General features: G+C 41.7%; 14 protein-coding genes. 13 read left to right on the top strand and 1 reads right to left on the bottom strand.

Annotated elements, in window-relative coordinates:
- Positions 1-41: 41 nt before the first annotated feature.
- The 11 genes from PSPO_RS10245 to PSPO_RS10200 all read left to right on the top strand — a co-directional run bounded on the left by PSPO_RS10245 (position 42) and on the right by PSPO_RS10200 (position 12,446).
- Positions 42-308 carry a hypothetical protein gene (locus PSPO_RS10245; RefSeq protein WP_010561676.1) on the top strand — a complete coding sequence of 89 codons (267 nt, stop codon included), beginning with the start codon at positions 42-44 and terminating at the stop codon, positions 306-308.
- Positions 305-631: a hypothetical protein gene (locus PSPO_RS10240; RefSeq protein ID WP_010561675.1), complete on the top strand. Its 327-nt coding sequence runs from the start codon at positions 305-307 to the stop codon at positions 629-631. The genes PSPO_RS10245 and PSPO_RS10240 overlap by 4 nt, the downstream gene beginning before the upstream one ends.
- On the top strand, positions 628-2,247 hold the full coding sequence (locus tag PSPO_RS10235; protein WP_010561674.1) for a PepSY-associated TM helix domain-containing protein: 1,620 nt from the start codon (positions 628-630) through the stop codon (positions 2,245-2,247). The genes PSPO_RS10240 and PSPO_RS10235 overlap by 4 nt, the downstream gene beginning before the upstream one ends.
- Before the next feature lie 97 nt (positions 2,248-2,344).
- Positions 2,345-2,491: a hypothetical protein gene (locus tag PSPO_RS21650; protein WP_158523443.1), complete on the top strand. Its 147-nt coding sequence runs from the start codon at positions 2,345-2,347 to the stop codon at positions 2,489-2,491.
- A gap of 9 nt (positions 2,492-2,500) precedes the next feature.
- Positions 2,501-2,983: a hypothetical protein gene (locus PSPO_RS10230; RefSeq protein WP_010561673.1), complete on the top strand. Its 483-nt coding sequence runs from the start codon at positions 2,501-2,503 to the stop codon at positions 2,981-2,983.
- Positions 2,984-3,052: 69 nt separating this feature from the next.
- Entirely contained in the window at positions 3,053-4,963 is a 1,911-nt protein-coding gene (locus PSPO_RS10225; RefSeq protein WP_010561672.1) for a DNA topoisomerase III, read from the top strand.
- A 180-nt stretch (positions 4,964-5,143) separates the two neighbouring features.
- Positions 5,144-6,400, top strand: coding sequence for an efflux RND transporter periplasmic adaptor subunit (locus PSPO_RS10220; protein ID WP_010561671.1), 1,257 nt, complete (start codon positions 5,144-5,146; stop codon positions 6,398-6,400).
- Positions 6,401-6,441: 41 nt separating this feature from the next.
- Positions 6,442-7,143 carry an ABC transporter ATP-binding protein gene (locus PSPO_RS10215; protein ID WP_010561670.1) on the top strand — a complete coding sequence of 234 codons (702 nt, stop codon included), beginning with the start codon at positions 6,442-6,444 and terminating at the stop codon, positions 7,141-7,143.
- A gap of 11 nt (positions 7,144-7,154) precedes the next feature.
- On the top strand, positions 7,155-9,578 hold the full coding sequence (locus PSPO_RS10210; RefSeq protein ID WP_010561669.1) for an ABC transporter permease: 2,424 nt from the start codon (positions 7,155-7,157) through the stop codon (positions 9,576-9,578).
- 181 nt (positions 9,579-9,759) lie between these two features.
- Positions 9,760-11,136, top strand: a complete 1,377-nt coding sequence (locus tag PSPO_RS10205) for a sigma-54-dependent transcriptional regulator (RefSeq protein ID WP_010561668.1) — start codon at positions 9,760-9,762, stop codon at positions 11,134-11,136.
- Positions 11,137-11,138: 2 nt separating this feature from the next.
- Positions 11,139-12,446: a sensor histidine kinase gene (locus PSPO_RS10200; RefSeq protein WP_010561667.1), complete on the top strand. Its 1,308-nt coding sequence runs from the start codon at positions 11,139-11,141 to the stop codon at positions 12,444-12,446.
- On the opposite strand, the gene PSPO_RS10195 is transcribed toward PSPO_RS10200, so the two are convergent.
- Complete coding sequence (locus tag PSPO_RS10195; protein WP_148665241.1) at positions 12,439-13,740, bottom strand: NAD(P)/FAD-dependent oxidoreductase; 1,302 nt, start codon at positions 13,738-13,740, stop codon at positions 12,439-12,441. The genes PSPO_RS10200 and PSPO_RS10195 overlap by 8 nt on opposite strands.
- A 235-nt stretch (positions 13,741-13,975) precedes the next feature.
- On the opposite strand from PSPO_RS10195, the gene PSPO_RS10190 reads away from it, so the two are divergent.
- Together PSPO_RS10190 and PSPO_RS10185 are read left to right on the top strand one after the other, a co-directional pair.
- Entirely contained in the window at positions 13,976-14,977 is a 1,002-nt protein-coding gene (locus tag PSPO_RS10190) for a 4-hydroxyproline epimerase (RefSeq protein ID WP_010561665.1), read from the top strand.
- A 12-nt stretch (positions 14,978-14,989) separates the two neighbouring features.
- Positions 14,990-16,468 carry an aldehyde dehydrogenase (NADP(+)) gene (locus PSPO_RS10185; protein WP_010561664.1) on the top strand — a complete coding sequence of 493 codons (1,479 nt, stop codon included), beginning with the start codon at positions 14,990-14,992 and terminating at the stop codon, positions 16,466-16,468.
- Positions 16,469-16,890: the final 422 nt, after the last annotated feature.

Here is a 16,890-nt window from a genome sequence, read left to right as displayed (position 1 = left end):
TAAATTTACTTAATTTTTAGACTAGTTTAATGGGGCGTTTAATGAGTTATTTTATTGTGTTGCCTGCAACAATCATGTTGTTTGCAGTTGGCTTGTTGTATTTATCAAATAAACATCAGCTACTACGTGTTAAACCGCTTGCAAAAAAATTGCGTCCAATCGCCTACCTTATGTTGCTATTTGCTTTTGTGCTAATGGCAGCTAAATACGCTGTTAGTGCCTCGCTATTTATTGGCCTGATGGTGATTATGCTGTGTGTGATTGCTTTGCCATTGATGGCGTTATTTTTAAAGGGGAATAAAACGTGAGTGAACAACTTAGTCGGCAGCAAAATAAGATTCAGCCTGACTGGTGGTCAAAAACACTGGCGGGCGTGATATTGGGGCTTTTCTTAAGTTATGGGCTGGTAGCACTTTTTGCATGGTTTGGCCCTGATAATCTGACAACAAGCTTATCAAACGAGCGCGCATTGTGGCGTGTGCAATTTAATATGTGGTTAATTACGCCAATTTGGTTGTGTGTTATTGCCTTTGTGTACTTATTCAAAAGTGGCAAAGTAGCTTGGCTTAAACTAGGCCTAGCGAATGTGTTTATTTATAGCGTTTGGGTATTGCTAAGGAGTACGCTATGAAAGTAAGAAGTTATATTTTAAGGGTTTATCAAAACGTTCATACATGGACGGGCATTATTGCAGGGCTGTTTTTATTTATTGGTTTTTTTGCTGGCAGCATTACTATGTTTCGAATGGCCATTGATGATTGGGGCACACCACCAAGTGTAAAGCTTGAACAAGTCGAGTTTTCAAAAATTGAGTCGGCACTTCCAAAGCTTTTAGCGCAGCACGAGCAAGCACAAAAAGAACTTACTATACGTTTTGATGAGGCTCATTCGCCATTTCAATGGTATAGCCAAGGTCAAGGCCGCGGTTTACGGCTTGATGACAAAGTGGTTAATGCCAGTGTTGATCAAAATGGCGAGATAATCACACAAGATGCTAATGTAAATGAGCTTTCGGCACTGGTTGATATGCTCCATAGAACTGGCGGTATTTTAGGCGATGTAGCAGGGCACCATATCCTTGGTGAGTTTATAATGGGTTTCGCTGCATTTTTATATTTTGTTGCCTTAGTGTCTGGGGTGATTTTTTTATTGCCTACATTAACTAAAAGCTTTTTCGCACTGCGCACAAAAAAAGGCGCGAGCCGCTTTTGGCTAGACACCCATAATTTAGTCGGCATCGCGAGTTTACCTTTTCATATCATTATTGCATTCACTGTGGTGGTGTTTGCGTTTCACGATTTTTTGTATGCGGGACTTTCAAAAGTATATGGCGATAAGCCTATGTTTCCATCTGATCCTCCAAGCAAGGTGGAATATTCCTTGGCTGAATTACCGACTTTATCAGATTACATAAATAAGGCTAAGGCATATGCCCCCGGTTATTCTGTGAGTGAAATTCGCTTGTCGGGTTTAAGCGGTACACGCGCCAATGCGGCTGTTTCTTTGGTTAATGAAAATCAAGTTATGCGAGGACCAAATAACGATTTTATTTTTATGCACCCGTATACACTTGAAATACAAACCAGCAGTGTCGCAAACGGCGATCAAGGTGTTTGGGGCAGTGCCGTAAGTACGTTCTTTGCTCTGCATTTTGGCAGCTATGGTGGCAATTTTGGACGCTGGCTTTACTTTATTATGGGCTTAGCGGGTGCGTTGTTGTTTTACACAGGCAACTTGTTATGGCTTGAAAAACGTCGCCAAAAGCAAGGTGGGCAAACAAAGTCGGTTTGCTTTATGGCAAACCTAACTGTTGGTGTGTGTTTGGGGTCATTACTTGGTGTAATAAGCTGTTTTGCGGCCACCAAATGGTTGAGCATTGGCAGCATTAACATTAATGTGGCGTATATGTGGGTTTACTACAGCTGCTTTATTGGTGCGCTGTGTTTTAGTTTTTACAAAGGTGCAACGAGCGCCGCAATGGTATTGATTAAATTGAGCATTATTGCCTGCCTTTGGGTGCCGCTAACGTCGATTATTGCATTAGTGATCCCCACATTGGGTTTATGGCCGGCAACTGGATTGTCGCAAATAACGCTCGAAGTATGCGCATTAATAACGGCATTTGTTTACTTTAAAGCATATCAACGTCTTGAAAAACGCGCTTACTTTGGTGACCAAGAGAGTATTTGGTCACTCGATAAATCAAAGCAACTAAGCGTTGAAGGCACTGCAAGCATCGCAAAGTAAACAATTACTTGCATAGAGACTGAACAAAGAGGTGTTTGTTTTATAGGCAAACACCTCTTTGTCATAACATGAAATAATTTTTCATGAAAAAGTACTTGTGTTTTTTAGTAATTTCAGTAATTTGAAAGGTGCCTTAAGGCAAAACAACTACAAGGAGATAATTATGAAAACAGTAGATAAATTTTCTTATATGCCAGGTACCGGTGGCGGCGGCGGCGGTACTGATGATGAAAATAAAAAATAGCATTCGCTAATGCCTATTAAAGAGCTGCTTATAATTTTAAGCAGCTATCAAACCTTACTTGTTGTTATTTCTTTTTTACTTCTTGTTGTTTTAAAGCAACGACAAGGAGCGATTTTTGCTGGCACCACCACATTCTTTTTTCTACTCGCCAATTTTTACTTTCCTTATTTAATTGAATGGGATTCTGAAAACCTTTATCGCTATTTTATTTGGCTGCTCCATGATTTAGCATGGATGGGCTGTATTGCTTATTTAGGTTTAAAAGATAAAGTCTCTTGGCGTCAATCAGTACTTGGCCAACTTTTTTGTATTCCAATTATCTGCGTAAATGCATTTCGTGCAATGGATATGGGCTTTAATAGCTTTGACTTCTCATTGGCACCCTATCAATTTATATACCCTGTGTTTGAAACTGCGATTGTTGCACTTTGTTGGATGCCGATTTTTGTTTATTTAAAAAATAAATTCTTTGTAAAATCGCAACCTGCATAATTCTTTATTAGCATTTACTTCATAATACGATATAGTTAACTGTAATTATATACAGTTGTTTGTTTTGATTTGAAACTTTATATCGCAGAAAAACCATCATTAGGGCGTGCTATTGCCGATGCACTGCCAAAGCCTCATAAAAAAATGGATAGCCATATTATTGTGGGTAATGGTGATGTGGTGTCGTGGTGTATTGGCCATTTGCTCGAACTTGCAGAACCCGACGAATACCATGAACGCTATAAAAAATGGAACTTGGGCGACTTACCCATAGCGCCTGACACATGGCAATTAAAAGCCAAAGCCAAAACCCGCAAACAACTCACCTTGCTAAAAAAGCTCATAAAACAAGCTAGCCAACTTGTGCATGCAGGTGACCCTGACCGTGAAGGACAATTGCTGGTGGATGAAGTAATTAGTGAAGCGAAAGTATCAAAAACAAAACTTGATAATACCGAGCGCTTGCTGATTAGCGACCTTAACTTAAACGCCGTTAAAAAAGCGCTTGCTAATTTAAAATCAAATCGTGATTTTATACCGCTGTCTGTCTCTGCGTTGGCGCGCTCTCGTGCCGATTGGTTAATTGGCATGAATTTAACTCGTGCTTATACCATTAAAGGTAAACAAGGCGGCTATACCGGAGTGCTCTCGGTTGGCCGGGTGCAAACGCCTATTTTAGGTTTAGTAGTACGTCGCGATTTAGAAATCGAAAACTTTGTCAGCCGCCCATTTTTTGAAGTTATTGCTGAGAATATCACAGAACAAAGCGAGCAATTTCAAGCTAAATGGCTGCCGAGCGAGGCGTGCTTGCCATATCAAGATGAAGATGGCCGTGTGTTGCATAAAGGCCTCTGTGAAAATGTTATAAGCCGCATTACGGGGCAACAAGGGCAGGTGTTATCTGTTGAGGAAAAAACCAAAAAGCAAGCGCCGCCATTACCTTATAATTTATCGGCACTGCAGATCGATGCGGCAAAGCTATTTAAAATGCCCGCTAAAAAAGTGTTGGATATTTGCCAAAGCTTGTATGAAAAGCACAAGCTGATTACGTACCCACGTTCAGATAATCGCTATTTACCCAATGAGCACTTTTTTGAAGCACCACAAGTGCTTAGCGCGATAGAAAATAACAAAGGGCAAACTAGAGAATTAATTGCTAACGCCGATACGTCACGCAAGCATAAATGCTGGAATGATAAAAAAGTGGAAGCGCACCACGCGATTATCCCCACCACTAAAAAGCTTAAAAGCGCGAGTTTAGGTTTTGAAGAAGAAAAAATTTACGGCCTTATTTGCCGCCAATATTTAGCACTGTTTTACCCTGATTATATTTATCACGACACAACCGTGTTGGTAGAAATTGCCGGCGGTAAGTTTAAAGCGACTGCAAAACGCGAAAGCCAGCTAGGCTTTAAAGTGCTGATGGGTAAAAGCGAATTAAAAGACGAAGTAACTTTACCCGCGCTTTCAAAAGGGCAATCATTTACCTGCCAACAAGGGCGCTTAGTTGAAAAACAAACTGAGCCGCCACAGCATTTTAATGATGCCTCTTTGTTAAGTGCCATGACCGGAATTGCGCGCTACGTGGATGATGCTGAAATTAAAAAAATTCTGCGCGACACCGACGGCTTAGGCACCGAGGCCACCCGTGCGGGCATTATTGAATTACTATTTAAACGCGGTTTTTTACAGCGCCAAGGTAAACACATATTAGCCACCGAAACTGGCAAAGCCTTAATCAATGTATTACCTGAAAAACTAACAAAGCCCGATATGACCGCGCTTTGGGAGTCGCAGCTGACTCATATTGCTGAAAAGCACGGTAGTTACAGCAGCTTTATGACGCCATTACTCAATGAGCTACAAGGTCATATTGCGTTGGCGAGCAAAACACCCGTCACTGGATTTAGTAATTTACCCCCGCCCAAACAAAAGCCGTTTAAGCGCCGATACAAATGTAAAGCAAAAACAACCAGCTAAGCAAAAAGCCACATCCCAATTTTGGGATGTGGCTTTTTAAACGTCATCCCAAAAGTGGGATGTGATAGAAGCCTTAAAATTGCGATTTTATAATAACCTATTGTTATTATTTGTTTTTATTGTTTGGCACGCTCTTTGATATAAGTCTATTACCAATGCAAACATGATTAGGCATTTAAAATGGACATTATCAAAACTAAAAAAACACCGTTTTACAAAAAGAAAGCTGCAGTATTTTCTGTGGCAGCAGCGCTTTTCGCAGGTGCCGTCTATGGCGTTGCTCAAGTGGATTTTGCAAGTGCAACGGTTAAGCGTTCTAACTTACTAACAGCAGAAGTTAAAGCAGGCGAATTTACAATTAAAGTGTCGGGCCATGGTGTGTTAGCACCGCGCGATGTGCGCTGGGTAGCCAGTAATGTTGAAGGTAAAGTAGAAAAAATTCTTATGAAGCCAGGTGCAGCGGTTAATCAAGGTGACTTAATTGTGGAGCTTGCTAATCCTGAATTAAAGCAAAAAGTGGAAGAACTACAGTGGGAACGCACAGCGCTTGAAGCTGAGCTAGCTGCACTAAAAGTAAGCCAACAAACTAAATTACTTGATATGCAAGCAAGTTTGCTACAAACCAAAATGGCCTACGATAAAGCCAATATGCGTTTGCAAGCAGAAGAGCAGTTAATTCAAAAAGGCAATGCAACGGTGTCTCGTCTTGATTACGAAAGCTCAAAACTGACTGTGTCACAACTAAAAGAAACCCTTGCGATTGATAAACGCCGTGAAATGCAACTTGGCGAAAACTTAAAAGCAAACCTTACCGCGCAGCAAGCGCGTCTGGAAAAGCTCAACAAAACCATTGAGCGTGCCGAATTTCAACTTGCATCACTAAAAGTAGTGGCGCCAGTTTCCGGGATTTTACAGGCAATGCCGCTTGAGTTAGGTCAGCGTGTATCACTTGGTAGTAATGTAGCTAAATTTGCTAAGCAAGATGATTTAATTGCCGAATTAAAAATCCCCGAGCTTAAAGCGTCCGCTATCGCGCTTGGGCAAAGTGTCGCGATTGATACCCGCTTTAACACCATAATGGGTAAAGTTAAACGAATCGACCCTGCAGTTGTAGAAGGTACTGTGCAAGTGGATGTTGAGCTTGAAACACCATTACCGCAAGAAGCGCGCCCCGATCTTTCTGTTGATGGCGACATTATAGTCGCTAAAAAAAGTAACACCTTATATGTTCGTCGCCCAGCCTTTTCGCAAGCTGAGCGCACCCTAAGTGCTTTTAAACTGGTTGAAAATGGCCGTTACGCTGAAAAAGTGGCGGTGACCTACGGTAAAGCATCAAGTACCGAAATTGAAATTGTAACTGGATTAGCCGTGGGTGATCAGGTGGTCATCTCTGAGCAAAGCGAATTTTCACGTCATGCACGTGTTGCGCTGAACTAATCCAAAACCACATTAATAACGAATTTTGAAGGAATAATCATATGAATACATTAATTAAACTAACAAACCTAAAAAAAGTATTTGCTACCGATGAAGTTGAAACTCACGCCCTAAGCGAGATTAATTTAGATATTAAACAAGGCGAGTACGTATCAATTTCAGGCCCTTCAGGTTGTGGTAAATCAACCTTGCTATCAATTTTAGGTTTACTGGATACCTGCTCGGGTGGCAGCTTTGAATTAAATGGTCATCAGGTTGCAGGGCTTGATCACAAGCAGCGCGCATATATTCGTAACAAAGAAATCGGTTTTGTATTTCAGTCGTTTAACCTGATTAGTGATTTAACGGTAGAAGAAAACGTTACTTTGCCACTGACTTACCGCAAAGACTTAACTAAAGCCGAGCGTAAGCAAATGGCAATGGCAGCGCTAGAAAGAGTTGATATGAGCCACAGAGCAAAGCATTACCCAGCGCAACTTTCTGGTGGTCAGCAGCAACGTGTTGCAGTAGCGCGAGCTATTGTTGGTAACCCTTCAATTATTCTAGCGGACGAACCAACCGGTAACCTTGATTCTAAAAATGCCGAGCTAGTGATGGCGTTACTGGACAAGCTACATGCAGAGGGCACCACCATTTGTATGGTTACTCACGACCCCCGTGGTGCAAAACGTGCTGAGCGCATTGTTGAAGTATTTGATGGTCGTATTGTTGGTGATACGCAAGCGCAAGTTGCAGTAGCATAAGGAGAAATACTATGTTAGACGATATCTTATATGCTGTGCGTGGAATGCTTAAAAATCCACGTTTTGCAGCGCTAACCACTTTTGTTATGACCATTGGTTTAAGCTTATGTATTTATATGTTCAGTTTTATTTTCAATACGTTAAGCGGCACTATCCCACTTGAAGATGGCGAGCGTTTACGTAAGGTTACCACGGTAGTAAACGGTGTAGCGTACGATGGTACGTCGGTGCGTTACCAAGAGTACCTCGATATTGTTAATCAACAAACCAGCTTTGAGTTTTTAGATGCTTACGATACTTACACTGTAACCGTTTCAACAAGCGACCGTGCTATTCGCTATTCATCACACTTTGTCAGTGAAGAATTCTTTAAAGTGTCGGAAGCAAAACCAGCGCTTGGTCGTTTATTAACAAAAGCAGACTCTACCAGCAATGAGCGTGTAGTAGTGTTAGGTGATTTTGTATGGCGTGAAATGTTTGCGTCTGACCCAACAATTGTCGGTCAAAAAATACGTATCGATGGCAAAAACCATACAGTAGTAGGGGTTACAGCGCCTGGTTATCGCTTTCCAGATTTTGCACAAATGTATATGCCGTTTAAAGTTGAAAGCCAAGGTATTGCGCGAGAAGATTCTAATTACGTAGCAGTTTACGGCTTGTTAAAAGAAGGGGTGTCTGAACAGCAGGCAAATCGCGAAATGGAGACCATTTTTGCGGAGTTTGCTCGCCAGTATCCAGAGCTAAACTCAACAAAAATTGGTTTTGTTTGGACTTTCCAACTGGAAAAAATTGGTAAAGGCGGTGATGCGCTGGTACTTGCTATGGCGTTAGCGGTGTTGTTTATTTTAGTTCTTGCGTGTGTAAACGTAGGTAACTTGTTGTTATCTCGCGCGATTGAACGCAATAAAGAAAGTGCCATTCGTACAGCGTTGGGTGCACCACGCTCAGTACTTATTCGCCAATTAATGTGTGAAAGCTTAATTATTAGTGTGTTATCTGGCTGCTTAGCAGTATTAATTGCAGGCTACGGGTTAGATTTAACGTTTGACTACTTTTTAAATTCGCTGCCAATTGAGCCCCCGTTTTGGTGGCAAGCAGGGCTTACGCAAGCAAGCTTAATTATTACTGTGGTAACGGTATTAAGCACCATACTAATTACAGGTGGCTTACCGGCATGGCGTGCAACTAAAACCGATATCAACGCAGTGCTGCGTGATGGTACGCGTGGCGCGCAAAGCAAAACGGCAGGTCTACTTAGCAAGGTAATTGTTGGTTTAGAAGTAACTTTATCGTGTGCACTTATTATGCTTTCAGCGGCGATGCTTAACTTAGTGAGTAAGATGAATGATGCTGATTATGGTGTTGCAATTGATAACCGCGTTGCAGCGCGTATTGCACTGCCAAGTGAACGCTATGGAAAAGAAAACATTGAAAGAGCAAAACAGTATTATCAAACACTTGAAGAAAAGCTAACAGCAAATCCAGCGATTGAAAGTGTTACGTTTAGTCAGTCATTACCGCATACATGGGGCATATTCCAAAATATCTCGGTTGAGGGTGTCGATTACGGCAACAACCCAAGTTACCCAGGTTCTAATGTGAACATTGTTATGAATAACTACTTTTCAGCAATGGAGATGACATTATTGGAAGGGCGCTTATTCAATAACACTGATTCAGCAGGAACCAGTCTAAATGCAGTTGTTACTAAAAACTTCGCTGAAAAACACTTAGCGGGTGAAAACCCAATTGGCAAGCGTATTAAATTAATGGAAATGGATAATGCGGTAGTGACTATTGTTGGCGTTACTAACAATGTCATATTCGGCCAACCATTTGATCATAATAGTGATAAAGCATCGATGTTTTTGGCTTACGAGCAATTCCCTCGCTTACATATGAAAGCGGTAATTAAAAATGCGCCTACAGCAACTGCAATGCATAATCCTGTAAGCTTATTAACTAAAGCTGCGGTTGAGTTAGATGCCGATGTTGCACCTTACAGCATCACTGACATTCAAGCGGGTATCGACAGTCGTTTATCGGGTATGAACTTTATTGCTAATATCTTTATCTTATTCGCTATCTCGTCAATGGTAATTGCATTTAGTGGTATTTATGGCGTTATGGCTAACTCGATTGTGCAAAAAACACAAGAAATCGGTGTTCGCCGAGCGCTTGGCGCAGATAACAGTAATGTGTATAACCATTACCTAATGCAAGCGACAAAACAGCTAGTGGCTGGCTTAATTTTAGGTATTCCAGCTGGTGTGCTGTTAGTAAAAATGCTAGAGCAAGGCAGTATGGCCGAGGGCTCACTGCTTGTTTATATTGGTGTACCAGTATTAATCAGCTTAGTAATTATTCTTGCGGTTGTGCTACCAGTTCGTAACACACTTAATATGGAACCATCAAGTGCACTTAGGCACGAATAGATAAAACTTAAAAAGCCAGTGCTTGCACTGGCTTTTTTCAATCCTAATTATTTATAAGGATTGGTATTATTTATTGATTTAACGAAAGTTAACTTTTACCCTAAAACCACTATCGGGCATTACACTTAGTGCCTTTGTTCTCTTATAAGCAAACACGAATTAACGCAGTAAAGGATAAATTGTGTCTCATATTTTAATTGCTGATGACGATCCCAGTATTGTTGCCGCACTTCGCCTATTTTTAAAAAGCGAAGGGTTTAAAGTCACTACAGCAAGTTCACCAGCAGAAGCGCTTTTCTTTGTTAAACAAAACGACATTGATCTCGCTTTAATCGATTTAAATTATCACGCTGATACTACCTCTGGTCAGGAAGGTATTAATCTTACCGAACAGCTCGCAGCTCTTGATGAAAGCTTAGCAATCGTGTGTATGACTGGATGGGCAAGTGTTGAAATCGCCGTTGAGGTAATGAAAGCCGGAGCGGGCGATTTTGTCGAAAAGCCGTGGGAAAACGAACGCTTATTAACAGTCATCACCAATCAGCTTAAATTGCGCGAGCAAAAACTGCAAAACCAAGTGCTTAACCAAGAAAACCAAAACTTAAAAAACGAACTAGCACAAAGTGAAGGTGAGTTGATTGTTGAATCTGCACCGATGAAAGCCCTGCTTGCACAACTAGCGCAAATTGCCAAAGCTGATATCAATGTGCTGATCACCGGGCCAAATGGCACCGGTAAAAGTTTACTTGCGCAGCATATTCATACGTTGAGCAGCCGTAATAACGAACGCTTTGTTTCGGTAAATATGGGCGCAATCAGCGAAAGCTTATTTGAGTCTGAACTATTTGGCCATGTAAAAGGCGCTTTTACCGATGCCAAGGAGAATCGTATTGGCCGCGTTGAACTTGCCGAAAAGGGCACCTTGTTTATGGACGAAATTGGTAATATTCCACTGCCACAGCAAGCAAAGTTACTGCGCTTATTAGAAGAACACCAATTTGAAAAAGTTGGTTCAAGTAAAACTCAAACTGCTAATATTCGCCTAATTTCGGCAACCAATGCCAATTTAGATGCAATGGTAGAAGATGCTACGTTTCGCCAAGATTTACTTTATCGGTTAAACACGTTTGTAGTGCGTTTACCAAGTTTAGCTGAGCGCAAAGACGACATCTTGCCAATGGCAAATAACTTTATTGCTAAAGCGGCCAAACGTTTTAATAAACCAGCGCCAAGTTTATCGCCAGCTGCGTGTGATGCATTAATGGCATACGATTGGCCGGGCAATGTACGCGAGCTATCTCACACCTTAGAACGCGCGACCTTACTTGCCGTAAGCGAAATCAGCCCAGAGCATCTAATGCTAACGCCAAGTGTAGCTCAAACCCCAGAGACTCTTGAGCAAACACCCACTAAGTACCAAGGTACCATGGATGACATTGAAAAAACGGTGATTGAACAGCGTTTAATGGAATACCAAGGCAACGCATTAGATACGGCAAAATCACTTGGCTTAAGTCGCAGTGCGTTTTATCGTCGACTCGATAAGTTTGGTATTTAATAGTGAAAAACTTTTTCAATCAGTTACAACGTTCGGTGTTGTGGGCAGCGCTTCCGGGCAATTTTATTGCACTGGTGATGATTTGGCAGGCGGACTTCAGCATCTATTTGCAAGCGTTGGTGAGCGTGTTGCTGATTTTAGTGGTGCTGGTAAATCTTTATTACTTGTTTGATAAATTAAACGAGCAGTTCTTGTCGTTAGCAAATTTAGTTGAAGCGTTAAATGTAGGTGATTACACCTTGCGAGCTAAGGGCGCTGCTGAGTCATCGGCGCTCGGCGATTTAGTTCAGCAGATTAACCGACTTGCAGATAACTTATCAACCACTCGCTTTGAATACAAAGAAAGTCAACTGTTGCTAGCAAAACTGATTAAACAAATTGGTGTGATTATTTTTGCCTGTGATGAAAATCAAAAAATTACCTTGGCAAACCCTGCGGCAGAGCGCTTTTTTGAAAAATCTGAATCCAAGTTGATTAACCATACACTTGCGGATTTAAACTTAGTTGATCTTATTGATGCGCCAAATAATCAATTAGTGATGGTTGCGAATAAACAAGCATCGTCACGCTTGCATTTGTATCGTGATAATTTTCGAGAAACCGGTAAGCAGCATAACTTATTTATTTTATCGGATTTAGAAACAGTACTGAGCCATCAAGAGCAAAAAGCATGGAAAGACTTAGTGCGTGTGTTAAGTCATGAAATTAATAATTCGCTGTCACCCATTATTAGCTTAACCGACACGATAAATAAAATATCATCGAGCTTGCCGATTGACGGCGAAGACAAAGAAGATATTCAAGGTGGTTTAACCATTATTGGCGAACGTGCAACACGCTTAAAATCGTTTATTCAAGGTTATCGTCAACTTGCTACTTTGCCTGAGCCACAGAAAAAACAGCATGATTTAGGAAAAATAATCTCCAGCAGCTCAGAGTTACTTGGTTATTCCTGTAATTTACAGTTAGCGGACAACTGTATTGTTGAAGTGGATGCCGCTCAATTAGAACAGTGTTTAATTAATTTATTAAAAAATGCCCATGAAGCAGCACCACAGCAAACAATAGATGTTTCACTTAAGCAAGATAAGCAAGATAAGCAACAAGTAGTGATTGAAATCAGAGATTTAGGCGCAGGAATTAGTAACCCTGATAACCTTTTTGTACCTTTATACACCACTAAAAAGCAAGGCACAGGTACTGGCCTTGCGCTGTGTCGCCAAATTGTATCAGCGCATAACGGAGTGATTTCACTTAGCAACCACCCTGAACGTGGTTGCGTTGCAAAAGTGGTGTTGCCTGTTAATTAAAACGAGCGATTGAATAAGGGGTTAAATCAATTAAGGGTTTAACTCCTTGCACATCACAAGCGATAAGCTCGGCACAAATTGCCGCTAGCGTTAGACCTAGGTGCTGGTGGCCCAAGTTAAAAAATACATTGTTGTGTTTAGGTGCGCGCCCCATCACAGGCAGTGAGTCGGGTAGCGTAGGGCGAAAGCCCATCCACTTTTTATCTTGCTCAGGGTGGTCGTCTACCATATTTGGCCAAATAGATTCGCCAAGCTTCTTTAACATATCCGCACGACGATAAGTTGGTGCTTTGCTTAGGCCTGCAAATTCCACTGTACCAGCCAGGCGAAGCCCTTCTTGCATTGGGGTTAAAATAAACTTTTTCTCAAATGAAACAACCGGCATAGTGGGCATGTTCTCACTACTTACCATGTAATGATAACCGCGCTCTGTATCAAGTGGCACGTTATAACCAAGTTGTTTACACAGTGATTTGCTGTGAGCACCGGTACACATTACGAGTGCATCAAATACAAGGTCATCGTGGTTGGTATTTATGGTTACAGCTGAATCGGTAGTAAATAGCGATGTGACTTCAACTTGTTTAAAGCTAACGCCTAACGATTTTGCATGCTCAAATAGCGCGAGATTTAATTGATATGGGCTACAAGTGTGCCCTACATCAGTAAAATATAAAGCATGCGTTATATTTTGATGCAAGCCCGGTTGTAACTCATCAAGCTCATTGCGTTCAAGTAGGGTGACATTAACACCCTCATTTTTATAGTGTTCTAGTGTTGTGAGCGCATTTTTTCGCGAGTCTGACTCAAAGGTGAGTAAGCTGCCATTTAAATGGAATAGTCCTTCGCTATTACTTGCTTGAGTAAGCCGCTGCCATGCATTTATTGCCGCGCAGTTTAGTTTTTTTAACGCTTCTTTGTTTTGCTTGAAAATGCGCGGACGCATATTTGCTAAAAACCGCATAAACCACGGTAATGCTTTAAATAAATAACTCGGGCTAATACGCAGTGCGCCTTTCGGGTTGAGCAGCATTTTTGGCAATTGCGGCAATAAAGAGGCTTGTGCCAGTGGGAATATTTGCTCTGTCGCAAAGTGCCCCGCATTACCTTTTGAACAGCCTTCGCTAATACCTTGTTTATCGAGTAATGTGACTTGATAACCACATTGTTGCAGCTGAATTGCGGTTGCAATTCCAATTACGCCTGCGCCAATTACAGCGACATTTTGATTAACCGATCGAGAGGTGTTTTCCATTAGATTAAAATAGTGCTTTACATTGTATACAATATACATTAACTTAATCGGTATACAATGTACAGTATCACTTTTCGAAGTAAAAACAAATGAAACTAAATTGGCAATATGTGTAGTCGTTTTTCACAACACAATGCAAAAACGCAATGACACATTCAGATATGGTTTTAGCGTACGAAGTATAACAATTAGGCTTTCCCCTTAGCCAAGGTGTGCATCAAGGTGCACGCCTATTTCGCATTATAAGAAGTAACAATAGATAGGAGAGCAGCAAGTGAAGAAAGGGACCTATTTTTGTATTGATGCCCATACCTGTGGCAATCCAGTGCGACTGGTAACCTCGGGACACCCTGTGCTTGATGGCAATACCATGGGTGAAAAGCGTATGCACTTTATGCGCGAATTCGACTGGATCCGCCAGTCTTTGATGTTTGAGCCTCGTGGTCACGACATGATGTCGGGCGCGTTTTTGTATCCTCCATGTTCAGATAATGCCGATGCGTCCATTTTGTTTATTGAGACTTCTGGCTGCTTACCTATGTGCGGACATGGCACGATCGGTACGATTACAGCGGGTTTGGAAGCGGGGCTTATTCAACCCAAAGAGCAGGGTAAATTGACGATTGATGTGCCAGCCGGGCAGATCAATGTTGAATATCAGATGACTAACAACAAAGTTGATTGGGTCAAAATTTATAATGTTGCGGCTTATTTAGCACACCGTGATATTGAAATTGACGTGCCAGAGCTTGGCAAAATCAAACTCGATATCGCCTATGGCGGTAACTTTTACGCCATTGTTGAGCCGCAAGAAAATTTCCCTGGTATTGATAAATGGTCACCTGGGGATATTTTAAAATTCAGTCCATTGGTACGCGAAATTGCAGGGCGTGCCGCGGAATGTATTCACCCAGAAGATAGTAAAGTAACAGGACTATCGCATGTGTTATGGACCGGCGCACCAAAAACTGAAGGTTCTACCGTAGCCAACGCGGTGTTTTATGGCGATAAGGCGATTGATCGCAGTCCGTGTGGTACAGGTACATCGGCACGTATGGCGCAACTGCATGCGAAAGGTTTATTAAAGCCAGGCGAAAAGTTCGTACATGAAAGCATTATTGGCAGTCAGTTTGTTGGCACTATTGAGTCAGTAACCGAAGTTGGCGGCATTACTGCCATAAAACCATCGATTCAAGGATGGGCAAAAATTACCGGATACAACCAAATACTAGTGGATGATGATGATCCCTATGTTAATGGTTTTCAACTTGTATAAAGGGGAAAGTAAATGTTTACAGGATTAAGTTTTATTAATAACGAATGGACTTCACAAGGTGAAGGTTCATTTAACGCAATTAACGCATTTGACCATACACCGCTTGAGCCTGCATTTAAAAACTGTAGCCTTGATCAGCTAGCACAAGCATGTGATGTGGCAGACGCTGCATTTAAGGTTTATCGTAAAACCACTAAAGCCCAGCGCGCTGCGTTTTTAAATGCGATTGCAGATGAACTAGCAAGCAAAGAAGATGAACTTGTTGCACGTACTCCTCTTGAAACCGGTTTACCTGAAATGCGTATTAAAGGTGAGCTAGGTCGTACTGTTGGGCAGCTACGTTTATTTGCAGCAAATTTAGAAAAAGACGTTGAGTTTATCGCTGAAGATGCAGCATTACCTGAGCGTCAGCCTTTACCGCGTCCAACATTAAAAATGGCAAAAATTGCGATTGGTCCGGTTGCGGTATTTGGTGCAAGTAACTTTCCACTTGCGTTCAGCGCGGCAGGTGGTGATACAGCCTCGGCATTAGCGGCTGGGTGTCCTGTGGTTTATAAATCTCATTCAGCACACCCAGGTACCAGCGAAATTGTGGTTAGCGCGATTGAAGCGGCAATTACTAAATGTGATATGCCAAAAGGTGTTTATCAGTTATTACACTCAAAAAGTTATGATGTAAGCCACGAACTGGTTAAAAATCCAAAAATCCAAGCGGTTGGTTTTACTGGCTCGTTTGGTGTAGGTATGGCACTGCAAGACAGCATTAAACAACGCAAGCAGCAAATTCCATTTTATGGTGAGCTTGGTTCAACAAATCCGCAAGTACTGCTTCCAGGTTTTGTTAAAGGTCAAGAAGATAAACTAGCAGCAACATTTATTGCATCGCTAAATATGGGGGCAGGTCAATTCTGTACTAACCCTGGTTTGTGGTTAATTGCTGAAGAAGAAGCTGAAAGCTTTAAGCAAGCTGTAGCAAAAGAAGTGGAAGTGTCTGCACCGCAAGCCATGTTAACACCTGCTATTTTAAAAGCGTATCAATCAGGATGTGAAAACTTTGCAAGCAATGCGACGCTTGTTGCAAGTGGTCAATCTGAAGCACTTCGTTGTAGCACGCAAGTATTTGCCACTACAGCGACTGAGTTCAGAAACAATAAAGCATTGCATGAAGAAGTATTTGGCCCAGCAGCGTTAATGGTAACTTATTCATCGAATGATGAATTAGTAGCATTGATTGAAGAACTCGAAGGTCAATTAACAGCAACAATTCATGGTAGCGAAGCATTAGTACAGCAACATACTGATATTACCGAGTCGCTAAGTTATGTTGTTGGCCGTTTAATATACAATCAAATGCCAACGGGAGTGGAAGTGTGTGATGCAATGATGCACGGTGGTCCATTCCCTAGTTCAACGGATGTACGTAGCACATCTGTCGGCAGCCAAGCAATAGAACGATTCTTGCGTCCTCTATGTATACAAAATGCATTTTAGGATCTGTTGATCTTTCAAGTTCGTTTTTGCAGTAGCTTGATTGGGTTTTATGCAAGGAAGAGGCTGCGTTGCATAGTTATTCTATGCGAGTCAGCCGATAACAAAGCAGAAAAGCCAATCAAGCACTGCCGGAAGGTTTTTTTGAGCGCGCTTTTATCATTGTTGCCTACATGGATGTAGGTAAGGGGCGAGAGCAGGACGCGGAAGCTTTGCCCGATATTTGCTTAGGCGACTAGGCTACACATCGAGCGCCGCGGTAGAAACACGCTCAGAAAAACAAAAATAGAACAGCAAAGATTAACGGACCCTAGAGTTCGCATGAAATAATTGTGTGTTCCCGTTCTAAGGTAAAAGGCCAGCTATGCTGGCCTTTTTTTATAATTTGTATAAACTATTGCCAAGTTTATACAAAATACAAAGAG

This window comes from Pseudoalteromonas spongiae UST010723-006 (assembly GCF_000238255.3).
In the GTDB taxonomy this organism is placed as follows: Bacteria; Pseudomonadota; Gammaproteobacteria; order Enterobacterales; family Alteromonadaceae; genus Pseudoalteromonas; species Pseudoalteromonas spongiae.
The sequence above is the reverse complement of the archived record's forward strand: the minus strand, read 5'-3'. Positions and strand labels throughout refer to the sequence as shown.